21 protein-coding genes are annotated in these 18,198 nt (G+C 53.9%); 11 read left to right on the forward strand and 10 right to left on the reverse strand.

The window, feature by feature from the left end; all coding sequences use genetic code 11:
* Nucleotide 1 precedes the first annotated feature (1 nt).
* Nucleotides 2-1,519: a hypothetical protein gene (locus RHI63_RS12040; RefSeq protein WP_310744607.1), complete on the forward strand. Its 1,518-nt coding sequence runs from the start codon at nucleotides 2-4 to the stop codon at nucleotides 1,517-1,519.
* A 13-nt stretch (nucleotides 1,520-1,532) separates the two neighbouring features.
* On the opposite strand, the gene bchI is transcribed toward RHI63_RS12040, so the two are convergent.
* A complete protein-coding gene (bchI, locus tag RHI63_RS12045; protein ID WP_302678408.1) occupies nucleotides 1,533-2,600 on the reverse strand; it encodes a magnesium chelatase ATPase subunit I in 1,068 nt (355 codons plus the stop codon).
* Nucleotides 2,601-2,941: 341 nt separating this feature from the next.
* Here bchI and RHI63_RS12050 point away from each other — a divergent pair, with 341 nt between their 5' ends.
* Genes RHI63_RS12050 through rsmI form a run of 3 tightly spaced genes read left to right on the forward strand, consistent with a single transcriptional unit; the run spans nucleotide 2,942 to nucleotide 4,893 of the window.
* Complete coding sequence (locus RHI63_RS12050; RefSeq protein WP_206200366.1) at nucleotides 2,942-3,427, forward strand: RNA-binding protein; 486 nt, start codon at nucleotides 2,942-2,944, stop codon at nucleotides 3,425-3,427.
* Between the two features lie 18 nt (nucleotides 3,428-3,445).
* On the forward strand, nucleotides 3,446-4,048 hold the full coding sequence (gene cbiT / locus RHI63_RS12055; RefSeq protein ID WP_206200367.1) for a precorrin-6Y C5,15-methyltransferase subunit CbiT: 603 nt from the start codon (nucleotides 3,446-3,448) through the stop codon (nucleotides 4,046-4,048).
* Nucleotides 4,048-4,893: a 16S rRNA (cytidine(1402)-2'-O)-methyltransferase gene (rsmI, locus tag RHI63_RS12060; RefSeq protein WP_206200368.1), complete on the forward strand. Its 846-nt coding sequence runs from the start codon at nucleotides 4,048-4,050 to the stop codon at nucleotides 4,891-4,893. The genes cbiT and rsmI overlap by 1 nt, the downstream gene beginning before the upstream one ends.
* On the opposite strand, the gene cofG is transcribed toward rsmI, so the two are convergent.
* From cofG to RHI63_RS12085, 5 genes are all read right to left on the reverse strand, one after another.
* Entirely contained in the window at nucleotides 4,874-5,821 is a 948-nt protein-coding gene (gene cofG / locus RHI63_RS12065; RefSeq protein WP_206200369.1) for a 7,8-didemethyl-8-hydroxy-5-deazariboflavin synthase subunit CofG, read from the reverse strand. The genes rsmI and cofG overlap by 20 nt on opposite strands.
* Nucleotides 5,822-5,879: 58 nt before the next feature.
* The gene (locus tag RHI63_RS12070; protein WP_149819801.1) at nucleotides 5,880-6,113 is read right to left on the reverse strand and encodes a hypothetical protein; all 234 of its coding nucleotides are present in this window, start codon (nucleotides 6,111-6,113) and stop codon (nucleotides 5,880-5,882) included.
* 11 nt (nucleotides 6,114-6,124) lie between these two features.
* Entirely contained in the window at nucleotides 6,125-6,370 is a 246-nt protein-coding gene (locus RHI63_RS12075; RefSeq protein ID WP_206200370.1) for a ferredoxin-thioredoxin reductase variable chain, read from the reverse strand.
* Between the two features lie 119 nt (nucleotides 6,371-6,489).
* On the reverse strand, nucleotides 6,490-7,482 hold the full coding sequence (locus RHI63_RS12080) for a CHAD domain-containing protein (RefSeq protein ID WP_206200371.1): 993 nt from the start codon (nucleotides 7,480-7,482) through the stop codon (nucleotides 6,490-6,492).
* 203 nt (nucleotides 7,483-7,685) lie between these two features.
* Nucleotides 7,686-8,288, reverse strand: a complete 603-nt coding sequence (locus RHI63_RS12085; protein ID WP_149819807.1) for a superoxide dismutase — start codon at nucleotides 8,286-8,288, stop codon at nucleotides 7,686-7,688.
* 192 nt (nucleotides 8,289-8,480) lie between these two features.
* Between RHI63_RS12085 and RHI63_RS12090 the strand changes: the two genes are divergently transcribed.
* The 3 genes from RHI63_RS12090 to folP are packed head-to-tail and all read left to right on the forward strand — an operon-like array spanning nucleotide 8,481 to nucleotide 12,267.
* Nucleotides 8,481-9,959, forward strand: coding sequence for a phosphoglucomutase/phosphomannomutase family protein (locus RHI63_RS12090; RefSeq protein ID WP_310821636.1), 1,479 nt, complete (start codon nucleotides 8,481-8,483; stop codon nucleotides 9,957-9,959).
* Between the two features lie 35 nt (nucleotides 9,960-9,994).
* On the forward strand, nucleotides 9,995-11,428 hold the full coding sequence (locus RHI63_RS12095; protein ID WP_310821637.1) for an MFS transporter: 1,434 nt from the start codon (nucleotides 9,995-9,997) through the stop codon (nucleotides 11,426-11,428).
* Nucleotides 11,425-12,267, forward strand: a complete 843-nt coding sequence (gene folP / locus RHI63_RS12100) for a dihydropteroate synthase (protein WP_206200373.1) — start codon at nucleotides 11,425-11,427, stop codon at nucleotides 12,265-12,267. The genes RHI63_RS12095 and folP overlap by 4 nt, the downstream gene beginning before the upstream one ends.
* Here the strand turns inward: folP and RHI63_RS12105 are convergent.
* Complete coding sequence (locus tag RHI63_RS12105; protein ID WP_206200374.1) at nucleotides 12,264-12,863, reverse strand: hypothetical protein; 600 nt, start codon at nucleotides 12,861-12,863, stop codon at nucleotides 12,264-12,266. The genes folP and RHI63_RS12105 overlap by 4 nt on opposite strands.
* 162 nt (nucleotides 12,864-13,025) lie before the next feature.
* Here RHI63_RS12105 and RHI63_RS12110 point away from each other — a divergent pair, with 162 nt between their 5' ends.
* Nucleotides 13,026-13,985, forward strand: a complete 960-nt coding sequence (locus tag RHI63_RS12110; protein ID WP_310821638.1) for an ARPP-1 family domain-containing protein — start codon at nucleotides 13,026-13,028, stop codon at nucleotides 13,983-13,985.
* Between the two features lie 3 nt (nucleotides 13,986-13,988).
* Here RHI63_RS12110 and RHI63_RS12115 read toward each other — a convergent pair whose 3' ends face one another.
* The 3 genes from RHI63_RS12115 to RHI63_RS12125 are packed head-to-tail and all read right to left on the reverse strand — an operon-like array spanning nucleotide 13,989 to nucleotide 15,296.
* Nucleotides 13,989-14,459 carry a hypothetical protein gene (locus RHI63_RS12115; RefSeq protein ID WP_206200376.1) on the reverse strand — a complete coding sequence of 157 codons (471 nt, stop codon included), beginning with the start codon at nucleotides 14,457-14,459 and terminating at the stop codon, nucleotides 13,989-13,991.
* Nucleotides 14,460-14,470: 11 nt separating this feature from the next.
* Nucleotides 14,471-14,764: an Asp-tRNA(Asn)/Glu-tRNA(Gln) amidotransferase subunit GatC gene (gene gatC / locus RHI63_RS12120; protein ID WP_206200377.1), complete on the reverse strand. Its 294-nt coding sequence runs from the start codon at nucleotides 14,762-14,764 to the stop codon at nucleotides 14,471-14,473.
* 10 nt (nucleotides 14,765-14,774) lie between these two features.
* Nucleotides 14,775-15,296 (reverse strand): photosystem I assembly protein Ycf3, encoded by a 522-nt coding sequence (locus RHI63_RS12125; RefSeq protein WP_149819824.1) that lies wholly within the window; start codon nucleotides 15,294-15,296, stop codon nucleotides 14,775-14,777.
* A 280-nt stretch (nucleotides 15,297-15,576) separates the two neighbouring features.
* Here RHI63_RS12125 and RHI63_RS12130 point away from each other — a divergent pair, with 280 nt between their 5' ends.
* Genes RHI63_RS12130 through RHI63_RS12140 form a run of 3 tightly spaced genes read left to right on the forward strand, consistent with a single transcriptional unit; the run spans nucleotide 15,577 to nucleotide 18,194 of the window.
* Nucleotides 15,577-16,431 (forward strand): universal stress protein, encoded by an 855-nt coding sequence (locus tag RHI63_RS12130; RefSeq protein ID WP_310821639.1) that lies wholly within the window; start codon nucleotides 15,577-15,579, stop codon nucleotides 16,429-16,431.
* Between the two features lie 15 nt (nucleotides 16,432-16,446).
* Complete coding sequence (locus RHI63_RS12135; protein ID WP_206200379.1) at nucleotides 16,447-17,070, forward strand: DUF4129 domain-containing protein; 624 nt, start codon at nucleotides 16,447-16,449, stop codon at nucleotides 17,068-17,070.
* The gene (locus RHI63_RS12140) at nucleotides 17,067-18,194 is read left to right on the forward strand and encodes a DUF4350 domain-containing protein (protein WP_310821640.1); all 1,128 of its coding nucleotides are present in this window, start codon (nucleotides 17,067-17,069) and stop codon (nucleotides 18,192-18,194) included. The genes RHI63_RS12135 and RHI63_RS12140 overlap by 4 nt, the downstream gene beginning before the upstream one ends.
* Nucleotides 18,195-18,198 lie beyond the last annotated feature (4 nt).

Genomic DNA, 18,198 nt, shown 5'->3' on the forward strand with positions numbered 1-18,198 from the left:
CATGAAAACACTGATGATTACTGTGGGCAACCGACAGGTGGGCTGGCGGTGCAAAGACGGTATTGTGCGCAATTTTGGAGCTGATGGTGATCCTGCCCGTAAGGGGAATGCGCCACCTCACCTGAGTGAGTTGTACGAGGAATTTGGCATCCAACGGGGTTTTCATGATCCTGAGGCAAAGCACCGCCACAACGTGCGCTATTTAAGTGAAATCGTTTATCGGCATTGTCAAGCTAAGAATGACTTTTCACCCGTGGTTTTGCTGCTGGATGAGCAAATCTTGGCAGCACACTATGCCACGCCAACGGAACCTGCGGAGGTGATTCTCTGGGGAACAGATCAGCCAGAGTCGGTCGGCTGGCAATTTTACGCCATGGATACTTGCTGGTTGGCGCAGTTGATGGCAGGGGCGATTCGGCAGCGCTATCCCCACCTCAACGTCACGGTTTGGAACTGTCCGGTTGATGTGAATCAGAGGCAAGCCCTGTGGGACTTCACGGAAAAGCAGTTAGAGCAATATATTAAGCGTCTGCCAGAGAACGCGGCTGGCAATTGGCAGTTGCAAATTCAAACAAAGGGGTCTGTCCCTCAAATGGCAGATGCTTTGAACATGATTGCGGCAGTTCTCATGCGTCAGTATCCCGTTAGGAAAATTATCCCGACAGAGCCAAAACCGTTCTTTGATCCAAGCAATCAGTCTGCTCGCAGTGCTGAATCTCTTGAAGAGGTGTCTTTAGGTGAGGTCTTTTGGCCACTGGAACGCCAGCGGATTGCCACAGCATGGAAACGGGGCGACTTTGCTGCCGCAAAGGTACTCCTTGAAGCCCATCGCGATCGCCATAAAGCGCTCTATCAGTTGGCCGATCGCCTTGCCTTAGCAACAAACTGGAGTATTCAAGATTTTCTCAAGGGAATTCAGGGGGAACGCTGGCTGGATCAAAAGCCTACGAAAGCAGTGACTCACAAAGCTCAACGGCAGCAGTGGCGCGAGGCGACGGTCAATCGTTGTCCCAATAGTGAAACGGCCACCAGCAAGTTCTTGAAAATTTGGGAATTTGAGCTATTGATTGATCTGAGCTTGCAGCAGGCGAACTATACCCTCGCCTTTATGCAATTTGCCCAGATGCTTGAACGGCTCCTGTTTTGGCGATGCGAACAGGAAGATTGGCGCACTCAGGGGCACTTAGGTGAGGAATTTTTGCAGGAGGGCAACTATCGTGATCCGACATTGGGGGTGCTGTGGCGAGCCTGGGCAAAAGCGGAGCAGCGATCGCCCGCTGATGACCTTGTTAAAAAGCTGGGGACGGTCAATGAATATCGCAATGGCGTTGTTCACCGCAATCGAGCGATCGGCCGTAAAGAGTTGACTCAGTTGGCCGGTGTTTCCCCAGAGACATCCCCAGCAGAAATTCATCAAGGGCTGTTAAATGTCCTTTGCCAAGTTCTCAATCAAGAACAAATGCCAGAAAAAGGGGTGGCGCGATCGCTCTACGAGTGGGGACTAGAGCAACTGAAGTAATCCCAATCCCAGCCTAAGCAGCAATCTCCACGCCAAAGACCTCTTGGAAGACTTTGCCCACCTTGTAGCCGGAGTCAATTGACTCAAGGGGATCCTTGCGCAGACGGTGCCGCAGACACAGGACAATCACTCGTGAAATATCCTCGACGGTAACATCCGTGCGTCCCTCAAAGGCGGCCAAGGCCTTGGCAGCGCGGTTGGTGACAATGTCTCCCCGCAGGCCATCCACATCTAGCTCGGCACAGACTTGGGAAATTTTCACCCGCAGTTCGTAGTCAATTGTGACACTCGGCAAGAGGGCTTGGGCAGCAACCAGCTTGGCTTGCAGCGCTTCCTGTTGAGCTTGGTATTTGGCCAAAAAGGCTTCGGGGTTTTGATCAAATTGCGATCGCTGCTCAACAATTTCTACCCGCAGGGTGGCATCCTTAACGGTGCGAATCTCGGCGTGCATGCCAAAGCGATCCAGCAGTTGCGGTCGCAGTTCCCCTTCTTCGGGGTTACCAGAGCCAACTAAGACAAACCGTGCTGGGTGACGAATTGAAATACCTTCGCGCTCAACGGTATTCCAGCCGGAGGCAGCGGCATCCAGCAGCACATCCACCAAATGGTCGTCGAGCAGGTTCACCTCATCCACATAGAGAATGCCGCGGTTAGCCCTCGCCAAAAGACCCGGTTCAAACGCTTTCACCCCCTCCGCAAGGGCTTTTTCAATATCAATGGTGCCGCAAACCCGATCCTCAGTTGCCCCCAAGGGCAGATCCACCATCGGCACTTTTTTCTTAATGGTGTGAAGGGGTTCACCCGCCGCCACCGCCACCTTCACTGCGTCGCTCATGAGATCGGGATCGTTAGGATGACTGTTGAAGGGGTCATCGGCCACCACCTCAATTTCCGGCAGCAGATCCGCTAGGGCGCGAATGGTGGTTGATTTGCCCGTGCCGCGATCGCCCATAATCATCACCCCACCAATTTTGGGGTCAATGACATTGAGCAACAATGACAGTTTCATTTCGTCCTGACCGACAATTGCCGTAAAGGGAAAAACAGGCCGACGAGGGACAGCAGTCGCAGTCACAGGCATCACATCGCAAAAACAGCATTGATTATTGTGCCACATTGCGCTTGCGCTGCCACAGCAAAATTTTTCCGCAAAATCCTAGCCCTAGGTGGAGGAACTGTGATACCCTAAGTAGGAACAATTAAGGAGCTAGGCGCTCTCATTGCTTTTGCTCCATTACGTCCATGCAGGTTCTCAATTAGCAACAATCGCTGTGAACCCATCCAGTTATTTTACACCACTAATCAAGGCAGGGGCTTTGCGTACCCTTGGGGGACGTAGACCTCAGTTGCGAGCGGTTTCTCACGCCCGACTGTCCATTTTTGAATCGTGTTGTTTTTAAGCTGCCGAAGGGAGGTTTCTTTATGTCCGTGCGTTTATATGTGGGCAATCTGCCGCGTGAACTGAGCCGCGAAGAGCTAGAAGCCCTATTTAACCAAGAAGTGGGCGAAGTGGGCACCACCAAACTAATTACCGATCGCAAGACTGGTAAGTGCCGCGGTTTCGGCTTTGTCACCGTTGAATCCGAGGAAGTGGCGGATCAGGTGATTGAGAAACTCAACGGCTACACCTTTAAGGACAATCCCCTCAAGATTGAGAAAGCCAACGAGAAGCCCAAATCTGAAGCTAAGGAAAATAAGGAAAAAGAAGAAACAGTGGCCGAAAAACCCACTCCCAGCAACCGCAATAATCGCAAAAATAATAAAAACAATGGGCGGCGTACCCCAGCCAATTCGGCGCCGGCTGAATATAGCTCCATGGATACCGAGGCGGCTCAACCGGATCCCCGCTGGGCAGATGCCTTAGCACAGCTTAAGGAACGGCTCCTCGCCCAAAGCAGCAACGCTTAAAGGTTTTAGGCAGTTTCTATGACGGTGGATCCCTGGCCATTTGTGACCCCGGGTATCCCCGATGATCTCTTTGAGCGCTTACCAGGTATTCCCCTCACCCAACGGGAAACGCGATTATTGATGCTTTCCTATTTGCGGCTTGAGCCGGACTCTTGTCTTTGGGATGTGGGCGCGGGCACGGGTACGATCGCTGTTGAGGCAGCACGCTTGGCGAAGCGGGGACAGGTGATTGCCATTGAACGGGATGAGGAAGTCGTTGATCTGATCCAACGCAATTGCGATCGCTTTGGCGTCAAAAATGTGCAAATTGTTGCTGGTTCGGCTCCAGATTGCTTTCCCCAGTTACGTCGCACCCCGCAGCGCATTTGTCTCGAGGGGGGGCGCCCGATTAAGGAAGTTTTGCTGCAAGCGTGGGAGTATCTTGCGCCCGGTGGTCGCTTGGTGGCGATCGCCAGCAGTTTAGAAAATCTCTATGCCCTCTCTGAAGGGTTCGCGACAGTCCAAGCCCGCAGCCTAGAGGTGGTGCAATCGGTCATCAATCGCCTAGAAACGCGGGGCGGCCACCAAATTTTTGCAGCAGTGGAACCGATCTTTATTCTCAGTGGCGAGAAAATTTCCTAATGGGCAGCGGGCAACTGTGGGTGGTGGGTACCCCCATTGGCAATCTTGAGGATATAAGCGCTCGTGCCCTGCGCATTCTCAAGGCAGTGGATCTCATTGCTGCGGAGGATACACGCCACACCGGCCGCCTGTTACAGCATTTTGGCATTACCACACCCCAAATCAGTCTCCATGAGCACAATACCCAACAGCGCGTGCCCCAACTGCTTCAGCGCCTAGAGGCGGGTCAACAGATTGCCTTGGTTAGCGATGCAGGGTTACCGGGGGTGTCGGATCCCGGTTATGAACTGATCACGGCCTGTATTGCCGCAGCCATTCCGGTCACACCGATTCCCGGCGCGAATGCTGCCTTAACAGCCTTAATGGCCGCAGGATTACCGATGAATCGCTTTTGTTTTGAAGGGTTTTTGCCGACTAAGGGGCGCGATCGCCAGCAGCGATTAGCAGCACTGAAACAGGAAACGCGCACAATTCTTCTCTACGAAGCCCCCCATCGCTTGCTGCAAACGGTAACAGAGTTACGTCAAATCTTGGGGAGCGATCGCCCCCTCGTCCTCGCCCGCGAACTCACGAAGCGCCACGAAGAATTTTGGCGGGGAACCCTCGGCACTGCCTGCACTTATCTACAGGAGCATCCCCCCCGTGGCGAATACACACTGGTTTTAGGCGGTGCCCCTGAACACTCTGTGGCCGTGAATCCCCATCATCTCGCGGACGAATTAGCGACACTTCTTAGCCAAGGCCTTTCCCTTACCCAAGCCAGCCGTCAACTGGCAGATCTCACAGGGCTTTCGCGGCGCGACATCTATCAACTGGGACTCCAGCTCAAACAGGCATCCCCTTGACTTTCCCCCTCAATGGCGGCGGCAACCCATCCACAAACTGGGGATAGACGGGGAGTCGTGGCACTAATTCCCATCCCCACGCCTGTAATTGTTCCCTTAGGGCTGTCACATCGGTATGGGGATAGTCGGGATTGACATGATCCAAGGGAACGATGCCCCCCAAATCGCGAGCGCCCGCGTTTAGGCACGCCCGAAAGACCTCTGGATCTGTGACGAGATTCGCAGGAATTTGAATCGTGATGTCTTCAGGCAAGAGCGATCGCGCCCAGTGTACCACGTTCGGTAATTGCCTCAGATCAAAGGGGGGCAACGCTGCTTCCTGTTGCTGGCCGGGACTGTGGGGCTGCAAAATCACCTCCTGAATATGTCCCCACCGCCGATGACACTCAGCAATGGCCGTGAGCGTTTCTGCCCAATCCTGCGGCTCTTCACCAATGCCCAAGAGCAAGCCCGTAGTGAAGGGAATACCCAGTTCCCCGCCCTGTTCCAGTTGGTGTAAACGCAGTTGCGGATCCTTGCTAGGGGCATGGCGATGGACGCTTTGCAACAACTTCGGTGTTAATTGCTCTAGCATCAGTCCCATCGAGACATTCACCGCCTTGAGAGCGGCCATTTCTGCTCGATTGAGGGGACCCGCATTGGTATGGGGCAGAAATCCCTGATCCAAGGCTAAGGCGGCTAGATCATAGAGACGCTCTAACCATTGGGAACGCTGGGGACTGTTGGGGGCAACTTCGCCACTGAGAATCAAAATTTCTCGCACCTGTTGGGGGTCAAGCCCTGCCAACTGTTGAGCCGCCGCCTCTAAACTCAACCAACCACTCGTGCCAATATCCTGACGGAAGTTGCAGTAGGTACAGCGATTAAAACACTCGTACGTCGGTACAAGAGTAAAAGCTGGACTATAGGTGATGGTGCGATCGCTCATGGAGACTCACGAAAAAGTGCTCTTATCTCAGCACCACTGCGTTCAAGGAGATAATTTCTCAATAACGGGCGATCGCGAACACGTAGAGGGCATGGCCTGCCAATAACGTTAACCACACCAGCGTTACCGTTGGCATAAAGGGTACTGCCGTGGGTTGCACCTGATGCCAAAACCAGCCACCAGAGTTAAAAGCAGCAAAAAGGGCAACATGAACCGCAAAATTCATGCGATCGTCCAAACGGCGATAGCTCGGATCACGGCGATCGGGCTTACGGGGCCAACGGGGAGGCATATAGAGCGTACCTAAATCACTTCCAGCTCGTCGGGGTGCAAATGAGCAATGAACTTGGGACTAAACCGCACCTGAATCGGGTAGTTGGGACTAATGGGACGGCCCTGCCAGTCGCTGAGAATGGCGAAAATCTCCCCTTCCATGCCCTGAATGTCAAAGGGTTCGTTACGGTGATCGGGATGGTGATAGACGATGGTAGGGGTCTTAACGCGTACCCGCAGGCCTACACTTAGGGTTGGTTGCTCTACAACGCTCATTTGCTTGTTGTTCTCCTGGACCGGCAAGGGTTTTATTTTTATCGTCGCATACGGATCGGCAAGGGCGATCGCCCTAGGACAATTGAACATCAATTGTTACCATTGCCGCCCGACCTCTGTCAGTTGGCAGAGGAGATCATCGGATGACCGAGGGAGTTGCCATTGGCGCTTATTGTCATTGGTGGCATGAGGAGTAGAGAGCGCACTTGATGGCGTTTTTCGGGGCTGAGGTATTCCTGCTGGACGGAGCGCCAAGTTTGCCACTGGCGTGTTTGCTCAAGGGCAATCATTTCTGCGAGGCAAGGAGAGGCTTGGCGAAGATTGAGTCCAAGTTGGGTACGGAAAAAGTCATGGAGGACAACGCCATCGTGAAGTGTGCCTAGGAGTTCTTGCAACTGAGCAAAGGCATCTACCTGTTCAGTGAAGGTGTCTCCATAGACACTGCTAAAGAGTTCCATTTGGTAGCGTACCCGCTTGGTTTGCTTGCGTAGATCGTGGAGATCTTCACCCGCTGTTTGCAGCCACTGGGGCGGGTTACTCACCGCAAGGAAAAGGGGGCGATCGCCCTGCCATTCAATGGCCACTTGCCACCCCGGATGCAGTAGCAGTTGACACACCAAGGGCAACAAAATATCTGGGGCAATCAGTTCTGTGGGTAAGTTAGCAATCTCACGATATTGAGGGGCAGCTAGCCATTCTTCTAGCCCCTGTTGCAATTTGCGATAGCGATCGCTGCGCAGCAATTGAAGGGCTTTTTGTAGCAGTTCTGTCCGTTGCTTTTCGAGTTTTTTGATCAGTTTTGCCAGTTGTTGTTGCTCAGGGCGAGGTAGGTGAGGGTAATACTGCTCCTTGAGCGCCAGCATCATCACATCCAAATCCCGTACGGGACTGAGACTGCCGGCGATCGCCCGCACCCGTTGAATGGAGACTCCCTTGGGCAAACGTACGGTATTACAAAACACTTCCAGAGCCGTTCGCAGGCGGCGCAAACCTACCCGCATCTGGTGAATTGCCTCAACATCGCGATCGCGAATCACCCCCGGCTCGTGTTTGCTAATTTTGCGGTAGTACTTTTCAAAAGCGGCGTACGCGATATGCCCTAGGGTTTCCATAAGACCCCCTCCCTGCTCAACGCCTAAAGGAATACCACTATTAAATTAACGTTTATTAACCAAGGTTACTTTTATCTTAATTTTAACTTAACCATAGTTGTGGCCGAATCATGGCTCAGCAAAAAAAGCCCCGCTCGATCAGAACGGGGATCAGTGAAATCAGTGAAGTAGTTCAGTAAGAGCGGAACAAAAAATTGGGAAACTTAGGCAGCCGCTAGATTTTTAGCAACAAAGTCCCAGTTCACCAGTTGGTTGAGGAAGTTATCAATGAAGTCTGGACGGCGGTTTTGGTAGTCGAGATAGTAGGCGTGCTCCCAAACATCAATCGTCAGGAGGGGCACTTGACCGTGAACCAAGGGGTTTTCGGCATTGGGGGTTTTGGTCACTTTCAGCGTACCCGCTTCGAGCACCAACCATGCCCAGCCGCTACCAAATTGGGTCGCCGCTGCATTTTTGAACTGGGACTTGAACTCATCGTAGCTACCAAAGGCACTGTTGATCCGGGCGGCCACATCACCCGTAGGAGCGCCACCGCCACCGGGCTTGAGGCTATTCCAGAAGAAGGTGTGATTCCACACTTGAGCCGCATTGTTGAAGATGCCCACCTTGGCAGCATCGCCATAGGTCATGCGAATGACATCTTCAAGGGATTTGTCAGCGAGTTCCGTATCTTGAGTCAGTTTATTGAGGTTGTCCACGTAGGCTTTATGGTGCTTGCCATAGTGAAATTCAAAGGTTTTCGCAGACATCCCATAGGGTTCAAGGGCACCCGGATCAAAGGGAAGGGGTTCTTGTACAAATGCCATAGTGCTCAATACCTCTCTAAAGGTGATGCAGGTTTAGGCTACTAGAGATCAGTCATCGCCAAAAGGCACCTAGCAGCAGTGCCCATCGCCTAATTAACAATTCGCAATAATTATATCATCCTCCTTTCCGCTTCAGAAAAGAGCTGTCTCGCAGCATGATATGTTCAGAGGGGTTCTTGGGTCTTGGGTTCTATGGTTGCTTCTGTCCTTCGCCTCGATCAGGTTTTGATTCCTGAGGATGCCCCGATTCGCTTTGGTACCGATGGCTGGCGCGGCATCATTGGCGCTGAGTTTACTTTTAACCGTTTGCTGCGGGCAGCCAAGGCAGCAGCGGCAGTGCTCCATCAAACCTATGGCAAGGGCACAACGCCTCGGATCATTGTGGGCTACGATCGCCGGTTTTTAGCGGAACAGTTTGCCGCAGCCGTTGCCCAATTACTGGCGAGCCAAGGCTATGAGGTGTGGCTTTCAAATTGTGCGGCGCCAACCCCCGCCTTTAGTTGGGCTGTCAAAGCCGAGGGAGCCATTGGCGGCTTGGTAATGACGGCAAGTCACAATCCCGCCATCTATGCAGGACTCAAGGTGAAGGGCGCCTTTGGTGGCTCCGTACCCACGACCGTCACCCAAGCCATTGAAGCGCAGTTAGCTCAGGGAGAGCCGCCACCCGTGGGTGAGGCCAAAACAGACTATCAAGCCTTTGATCCGTGGCCCAGCTATTGTGCGGCCTTGCGCACTCATGTTGATCCAAGACCCATTCGTGAGGCGATCGCCAGCGGTAAGCTGCGGATCTGTGCCGATGTTATGCATGGGGTGGCCGCAGGAGGGCTAGAGCGCTTGTTGGATTTAGCGATACCAGAGTTTCGGCGCGATCGCGATCCCCTCTTTGGGGGAGGTGCTCCTGAACCCATTGGCCGTTATTTAACCGCAACCCAAGAGTACCTGCGGCAACAACACAGTGCCACCCCAACAGTGTGTTTCGTCTTTGATGGTGATGCCGATCGCCTAGCAGTCATTGATGGCGAGGGGGTGCTGTACACTGCCCAAGAAATTATTCCCATCTTGATTGATCATCTGGCACAACACAGTAGCTACCGAGGGGCTGTGATCAAATCCATTAGCAGTTCTGATCTGGTGGCGCGAGTGGCCGCCCACCATGGTTTAGCGGTGATTGAAACGCCCATTGGCTTTAAGTACATTGGCGATCGCATGCTGGCAGGGGAAGCTGTCCTCTTAGGTGGTGAAGAATCGGGGGGAATCGGCTATGGCCATCATCTTCCTGAGCGAGATGCCTTACTCTCAGCACTGTACCTACTACAAGCCCTAGTGACATCTGGCTTGAGCGTAGGGGAATACTATCAACAGTTGCAGGCAACCACGAACTTTTACAGTGCCTACGATCGCGTTGATCTCACCCTCGCGTCCTTAGCGCAGCGACAACAACTAGAAGCAATCCTAGCAGCGCATCCCTTCACCCAGATTTTGGATAGCCCCGTGAGCCACTGGGAGAGCATTGACGGCTACAAGTTTCATCTAGCTGATGGCGGTTGGTTACTGATTCGCTTTAGCGGCACCGAACCCCTGCTGCGCCTCTACTGCCAAGGGAAAACGCCTGAAGAAGTGCAGCGCATTTTAGAATGGGCAAGTCAATGGGCAGTTGCAGTGGCTAGCTAATCGTTAAAAAAAACAATCGTAATGGACAACGCATCATGCCACTAGACCCATCCAGCCCAAATTCCGCTGCCACCAGTGCCCGTTCGCCCCTTTCCCTATGGACAAAACTTGCCTTTGGCGCCGGTGATCTCGGAACCGCCATCACGGCCAATTTACAGGTGTTTTTCCTGATGGTGTTCTTGACCAATGTGGCTGGCCTCAATGCGGGCTTGGCAGGCAGTGTGTTGATGATTGGCAAAATCTGGGATGCCATCAATGATCCGATCATCGGCTACCTCAGCGATCGCACCCCTGTGGGCAAGTGGGGACGCCGCCACATCTGGATGATCCTAGCAGCCCTTCCCTTTGGCATTTGCTTTTTCTTGAACTGGTGGGTACCAACGACGGATCAAGGGTTGCTCTTTGGCTACTACGTTCTCATGGGTCTCCTCTTTAACACGTTTTACACCGCAGTCAACCTACCCTACAGCGCCCTAACACCAGAACTGACAGAAGACTACAACGAACGTACTAGTCTGAATAGTTTTCGCTTTGCCTTTTCCATTGGCGGCAGTATTGGCTCGCTGCTGTTGGCGCAAATTCTCTTCCAAGTCATTCAGGAACCCAAAACTCAGTACATTGTCCTGGGGGGCATTGCCGCTGTATTATCTGTGCTGCCCATCTATTGGTGTGTCTGGGGGACACGGGGACGGGTACGGGAGTTTGAACAGCATACCCCCAGCAGTGGCCAAAGCCCTTTACCCTTGAAGACGCAACTGCGGTTGGTCTTTAGCAATCGGCCCTTCCTATTCGTGATGGGCATTTACCTCTGTTCTTGGCTGGCGGTGCAAATTACTGCCTCACTGATTCCCTTTTTTATTGGCGATTGGTTGCAAATGTCCCCCGCTGAATATACGCAAGTGGCGCTGGCGGTGCAATCGACGGCGATGATCATGCTTTTTGTTTGGAGTGCCGTGAGTCGGCGTATTGGCAAGAAGGCGGTCTATTACATGGGCATGGCACTGTGGATGATTGCCCAAGCTGGCTTGTTTTTATTGCAGCCGGGACAAACAACGCTGGTCTATATCTGCGCGATTCTGGCGGGGTTTGGGGTTTCAACGGCCTACCTTGTCCCTTGGTCAATGATTCCCGATGTGATTGATCTCGATGAACTCAACAGTGGCCAGCGGCGGGAGGGGATCTTCTATGCCTTTATGGTGCTACTGCAAAAAATTGGTCTTGCCTTGGGGCTATTTCTCGTCGGTCAGGCCTTGCAGTGGGCAGGCTACCTCTCCAGCGTTGCCGGTGAACCGCGCCCCGTTCAGCCCCCCTCGGCACTGTTGGCAATCCGCATTGCCATTGGACCGCTACCGACTTTTTTTCTCATTATTGGCATTGTTTTGGCCTACCTCTATCCGATTACGCAAGCGGTACACCAAGAGATTCTCTTAAAGCTGCACGCTAAACGGCAAGGAGAGGCTAGTGCATGAAGGGCTGGTACGTGGGCGATCGCGCTTTTGTTTGGGGGGAGCGCACCTACATCATGGGGATCTTAAATATCACCCCTGACAGTTTTAGCGATGGCGGTGACTTTTTTAATCCCGCCAGTGCCGTTGCCCATGCCTTTGAGATGGTGGCGGCAGGGGTTGATGTCATTGATATCGGCGGTGAGTCCACCCGTCCGGGCGCCAGTGAAGTGCCCATTAGTGCTGAGTTAGCGCGGGTGTTGCCCGTGATTGAGGGCATCCGTCAGCAGTCGCAGATTCCCATTTCCATTGATACCACCCATGCGGTGGTGGCGCGCGCAGCGGTTGAGGCAGGGGCGAATATTGTCAACGATGTCTCCGGCGGGCAGGCGGATCCGGAAATGTTTGCCACGGTAGCGGCATTGGGGGTGCCCTATATCCTCATGCATCGGCGGGGAACGCCAGCCACCATGCAGCAATTAACAGACTACGGGGATTTGATTGGTGATTTGCTTCGCTATTTTCAGGAACAAACGCAGCGGGCAGTTGCCAGCGGCATTCCCCCCGAGCATCTGATGATTGATCCCGGTATTGGCTTTGCCAAAACCACGCCCCAGAATCTCACCCTTTTACGAGAACTGCGACAATTTCACAGCCTTGGCTATCCTCTCCTGCTGGGGCCATCGCGCAAACGCTTTATTGGTGACGTGCTGAACCTGCCCAATCCTAAAGACCGGGTTTGGGGTACTGCAGCGGTCTGCTGTCATGCCATTGCCCAAGGGGTCGAGATGGTGCGTGTCCATGATGTGGCGGCCATGGTGCAGGTGTGTCGGATGGCCGATGTGCTCTGGCGATCGCCCTAGGGAGACTCAAGCCACTTGAGGACACCCACCGCTATGAGAAAAAGACTCGCCAAGCCCTCTAAATAAGGGCCAAAGCGCAAGGGGGTTTGTTCGCGGAGTTGCTGCCCCAACCAAAAGCCACTGCCAATGCAGACCCAACTGGTTACTGTACTCGCTATCACAGCACTAGCGATCGGTAACTGTGCCAAACCCGCAGCTACCCCTGTAGCAAAGTTCGTCAGGGTCAATGCTAAACCCAACAGCAGCGACTGGTAGAGCGTGAAGTCATAGGCATAGTCAAGAATTGGTAATAAGTTCGGCTTTGTGGTTTTAGAGGGATGATTCAAGTTGAGCCAGACTCCTCCCAGTGCCGATGCCCCCATGACTATTAGTAAGCCACTGCCAAGCCGCTGTGTCCAAATCAACGGCACATACTGCTGCACCCACCCACCCAACCCCATGGCCAAAAAGGTACTGCTACCCGAAAGAGCCGCAATCAGAGCATTCCCCAGCCAACTCATACGATAGCGGCGCAGACCATAGCTAACGGCCACGCTAAAGTTATCCATATTGGTGGCAAAACCAAAGAGTAGGGAGGCGATCGCGACTGGGAGCATTGGAACCTCTCAAGAATTCACCCTGAGCATAAGCGATTTCTAAGGACAAAGGCACCTGTTAATTAGGATGGTCTGGCGGGGCGATCGCAAATTTTCTGGGTGGATGCATATCCCTAACAACAGCAATGGATAACCAGATGTATACCCTTGCGAGGTGATCCCATGAATCTTCTCCAAGAACTCCTACAAACCGTTGAAATTGGCACCCCCCAAACCTTTGGTGGCATGATGCTGTTTCCCCTGCTGCGCCCGATTGTGGCAGAACCCGACTATTGGACGCTAACGGAAGCAATGAACCAAAACCTGCTGAAGATTACCGAGGTGTCTGAAGGGGGGCATGTGCCTGAACTCCTGTGCCATAACTGGAGCGATCGCTCGGTACTGCTTGTGGATGGGGAAGAACTCGTCGGTGCCAAGCAAAACCGTATTCTTAACCTCACAGTACTGGTGCCCGCCCACACTGATCTGAAAATTCCCGTTTCCTGTGTTGAACGGGGTCGCTGGCACTACCGCTGCCGTGAGTTTGCCGCTGCTGATCGCGCCTACCATGCCACAGGGCGCGCCAAGAAACTCCGCTATGTTACAGAGTCGTTGAAACGCAGGGGAAGCCGCCTTGCTGATCAGGGGGAAATCTGGGCGGATGTCGATGACCATCTGCTTTTCTTTGCTTGCAAGTCCGCCACCGATGCCCTCGCTGATGTTTATGAAAAAGAAGCCCACTCCCTCGATGAGTACGTCCAAGCATTTCGGGCGATCGCCCAGCAGATTGGTGCGCTTTTCGTCGTGCACGGTCAAATTTTGGGCTTGGAACTCTTTGACTTCCCTGCTACCTTTGGCAAACTGCTCCCCAAATTCAGCCGCAGCTACGGCCTTGAAGCCCTGAAACCCTCTCTTTCTCACGGTTCAGAAGTCACCACTGCCGATGCCAAGGCTTTTTTGAACACAGTGGCTGCCGCAACAACTGAAACCTTTGAGGCCTTGGCCGAAGGCACGGATGTGCGGCTTACCCATCCCGAAGTCATTGGTAGTGCCCTTGTGGCCAAGGAGCGGGTGGTGCACTTGAGCGCCTTTCCCACCGAGATCACCCAGTCCAAACGCCGGCGGTCAGGTTGGGAAATTTAAGTCCTAGGGACAATTGCTGCGCCCCGGTGCCGGCACACACAACTCCCATTCCGCATTGAAGGGTTCGTAGCCGAGAGCCACCCCCGCCCGTTCTGCTTGGTAGCGCACCTCCTCAAAGCAGTCAAAGCCATCGGGGCGCACGGCAATAATAATGTACTCGCGATCGCGCTGACGGCGGAGATTGGCCAACAAAATGGCCAGTGGCGAGGTCGGTTTGGCCAGATCTGCTGCCCGCACAAGCACCTTTCGCGGATGAATGATCACCCCCTCGCGACGGCACTCTAGATAGCGGGGGGTACGCCCGTCATTTTGGGCATTTTCCCGTGCCAAAATTTGCACATTGGTACGTTCTCGCCCAAGGCTGCTGGCACTGATGACCACCACTAACAGGATCAGCGTGCCAATGGTGCAGGCCAAGATCGACAGGAAGGGAAATAAGTCCAGTTGTAAATGGTGGGATTGACGCCGTCGCACAGCCTGATGCCTTACATAATTTTGGGCACACGGAAAAAGTCATCCTCGCGATCCGGGGCGATCGCCAGCAAGTCCTCCCGATTTGGCCAAGGCTCCAACACGTCGGGACGGGTTACATTACTGACTTCAATCGCACGGGTCGTCGGTGGAATATCCGTGACATCCAGTTCCCTGAGTTGATTCACATAGTCGAGAATGCGATCCAATTGCTGGGTGAGGGCTTCAATTTCGCTTTCCTCAAGGGCGAGGCGAGCCAAGTGAGCCACCTTGCGCACATCCTCTGTGGTAATAACTTTTGTTGCCATGGGTAATCCCTTAGAAATAAACATCCATGCTGGAGCGACCCGTGGTCTTCAGCCAGTTTTGCGCCTCGATATAGTTATTGGGCGCCAGTTGAATCGCCCGTTTCCAGTAGTCTGCGGCGCGATCGAAGAGTTGTTCAGCCTCCTCGGAGCGCTGTTGCTCCTCTGCCTGTGTGCCCAAGTAGTGGTAGATCACCGCAATATTATTGAGGGCTTGGGGCATGCGGGGATTGAGTTCAAGGGCTTGGTGATAATACTCTAGGGCTTTTTCATGATCGCCGTTACTGGCGTGGATCAGGCCAATGTTGTAGAGAATGTAGCTGCGATCGTTGGGGTCTTCCTCTAGTTCTAGGGCTGCTTGGTAGTTCTCCAGTGCCTCAGCATATTCCCCGTCCGCTTGGGCAGACATGCCATCGCGATAATAGGCAAAGGCGGTTTTTGACTGCGAACTGGTGGGCAAGACCTTGAGAATGAGGTCAGCCATGACCGTAAAGGTTTTGTCAATAAAATTGTCGTTCCGTTGCGATCGCGGCATAGGGCTTCCTTGAACGGCCTCTTGCCTAGTGTATCAAAAGCACCCCCAGCGATCGCACCCCTAGCCAATGCCTAAGATTTGTAGCGTTCCACCAAGAAGCCCCTAACCCAGACCTAAGATCGTCATACAGCCCTTTTCTTGAGATGTGGCGTGTACGAATGAGGAGAGCATCCTATCCTCCAGCAGTTTTGACTGTTTTCAGCGTGTGCCATCCTTGGGAAAAGGGCTGTAGTGGCCATCCGTGCCTTGATGCTCACCAGATGTTGGGAGTTTAAGATTTATGATTGAAAATATTCTATTGGCAGACTCAGGAACTGGACAATCCGAACAAATGCTCAAGTCGCTGATGGAGTTGCCAGCGATTCAACGGGCTGCCGTCACTGTTTTGCACGTGATTCCACCGAAAATTACTGCCGAGGAGATGGCCGAACAACGTCAAGCGGGTGCCAAACTCCTAGCGGAAGCCGTTGCCCGACTGCATCTTGACCCCGTCATTAGTGTCAATACCATGCTGCGGGAGGGGGATCCCAAAGATACCGTGTTGCACGTGGCCGATGAAATCAATGCCGACTTAATCATCATGGGATCGCGGGGACTCAAGCGCCTGCAATCCATTCTCGAAAACTCCGTCAGCCAGTATGTGTTTCAACTCTCTTCCCGACCGATGTTGCTGGTGCGCGATGACCTCTTTGTGAAGAAAATCAACCGCATCATGGTAGCGCTCAATAATTCTGCCGCAGCCAAGGCCTCCTTGGACTTAGCCGTACGCCTGATGGAGGGGGTCAAGGGCGGTAAATTGATTCTTGCCCACGTCAATCCCGACCTCAAGGGTCATGCTGATACCCCTAGCACGGCTGCTGAAAGAGATCCGATTCTCTCGGAAGCCGCAACGGTGGCCAAACAGCGGGGTGTCGAGTACCAGTGTGTGCTAACCACTGGCAAGCCCGGTGAAGAAATCTGCCGCATTGCTGCTGACACCAATGCCGATCTCCTCGTTCTGGGTTCCCCGGATCGGCGTCCGTCCATCGCTCGCAGTTTACCCGACTTGGATCGCCTTTTGGGCACCTCCCTTTCTGACTATGTGCGGGTCTATGCCGAGTGCCCCGTGCTCTTTGTGCGACAATCGGAGGCGTAGTCTGGTCTGGCGACGGTGACCTTTTTCGATGATCTGCGCTGGCAGGGCGATCGCCAGTGGCGACAATTGGGTGAAGCCCTTGAGTACAGCTTTCTCCAACTCTTTCGCCAGCAAACGGAGCCATTTTGGCAGGACTCCCCCTCCTTAGAGGCATGGCTACGCTGGTTCTTTCAAGGGGTCTTGCTCGTTGGCCTTGGACTCGCCCTCTATTTCCTAGGGCGCAGCCTGTGGCGATGGTGGCAGCGGCGATCGCGATCCTCCTCAGCAACACTGGCTTCTACCCTTGAGGAGCGCCCCAGACCCGTACGGGAATGGTTAGAACTCGCCCAAAGCCTACAATTGGCGAGAGACTACCGAGGGGCCTGCCGTGCCCTCTACATGGCCTTGCTCTATCGGTTGCAGGAAGCGGGCTGGCTACGGCTACAGCCCCACTGCACCAATGGCGACTATCTACGGGAATTGGAGCGACTCTTTCAACTGGGGGAGCGATCGCCAGCCGTGCGGCGGAGTATTCAGCACCTCTTTCAGGTTCACAGTCGCAGTTACTATGGCGCCGAAGCGGTGGATGCCCAAACCCTAGCCACCTGTCAAGCCGCCTATTTTGAGGTGGAACCCTTCCTGCGGGAGCGCCAGCAATGATCGCGATCAACCGTCGCCAGTGGTTTTTCCTCGGCTTCGCTGTCCTTGTGCTGTTGGTGGTTGGTCTCCTGATTTTGGCGGTGGCGCCCAGTAGCCGCGCTGGCTCCTCCTTTGATCCCTCCCCTTGGGGCACGCAGAAATTTTATGCCTATCTGGAGCAGCAGGGGTTCCAAGTGGCGCGTTGGCAGCGGGACTATGCCAACCTCAAGGGTGAGGGGCACGTTTTCATTCAAATAAGTAGTCGTCCCATTGGCTGGTCACCGCCTCTTTTGGAGTGGCTGGCTCAGGGCAATACGCTGGTGCGCTTTTACTGGCATGGGGAACCCACCGCAGCCCCCTTTGTACAGCGCCTCTCCACTCCTCAGGGCAAGGTGTTGATTGAAACGCGCCGCCGCGTCCCCCGTCAGCGGGGCGATCGCCCCCTGCTCAAGGATGATCATGGTTCAATTGTCTATCTCAGGCAAGCCACTAGTCCCCAGAACCATGGACAACGAATCCTTGGGGTCTATCCTTGGCTGGTGGCCAATGTCTATGGCGGTGACCCCCCCCTTGCGAACTTTGCCGTTGTGGCCGAGATTTTGCAGAACGTGGTTACGCCGGGGGCAACGATTTACTTTGATGAATGGCTCCACGGCTATCGCCAACGCTCCCCAGAGGATGTGGTCAGGGAGACAGTGCCTCAAACCCTCTTCGACTACTTCAGTCGTACCCCTTGGTTGGCGGTGGGGTTGCAACTTGCCCTCTTGGTTCTCTTTTTGCTATGGCAGCAAAGTCAACGTTTTGGCCCACCCTTATTGGAGAAAGAACCCGTCTCCAGTAATAGTGCCGCCTACATTGAAGCACTAGCGGGCGTTTTGCAACGGGCACAGCAGCGGACGTTTGTTCTAAAACAGCTTCAGGATCGTCTCCGCTATGATCTGGCAAACCAATTAGGCCTTGCAACCACTGCTGCCGATCTGCCCAAGGATGCTGAACTCCTACAAGCTTGGCAACGCACCACCGGGCGATCGCCCGAACTCCTGCAAGATCTCTTCAGTGTGACCAACAGCCTCGACGATTCTCAGTTACTCAGGTGGCTAGAGCAGGCCACCAGTGTTGTGCAGGCTCTGCAAACGGTTGACTAGTCTA

The organism is Thermosynechococcus sp. GLH187 (genome assembly GCF_031583395.1).
Lineage (GTDB): Bacteria > Cyanobacteriota > Cyanobacteriia > Thermosynechococcales > Thermosynechococcaceae > Thermosynechococcus.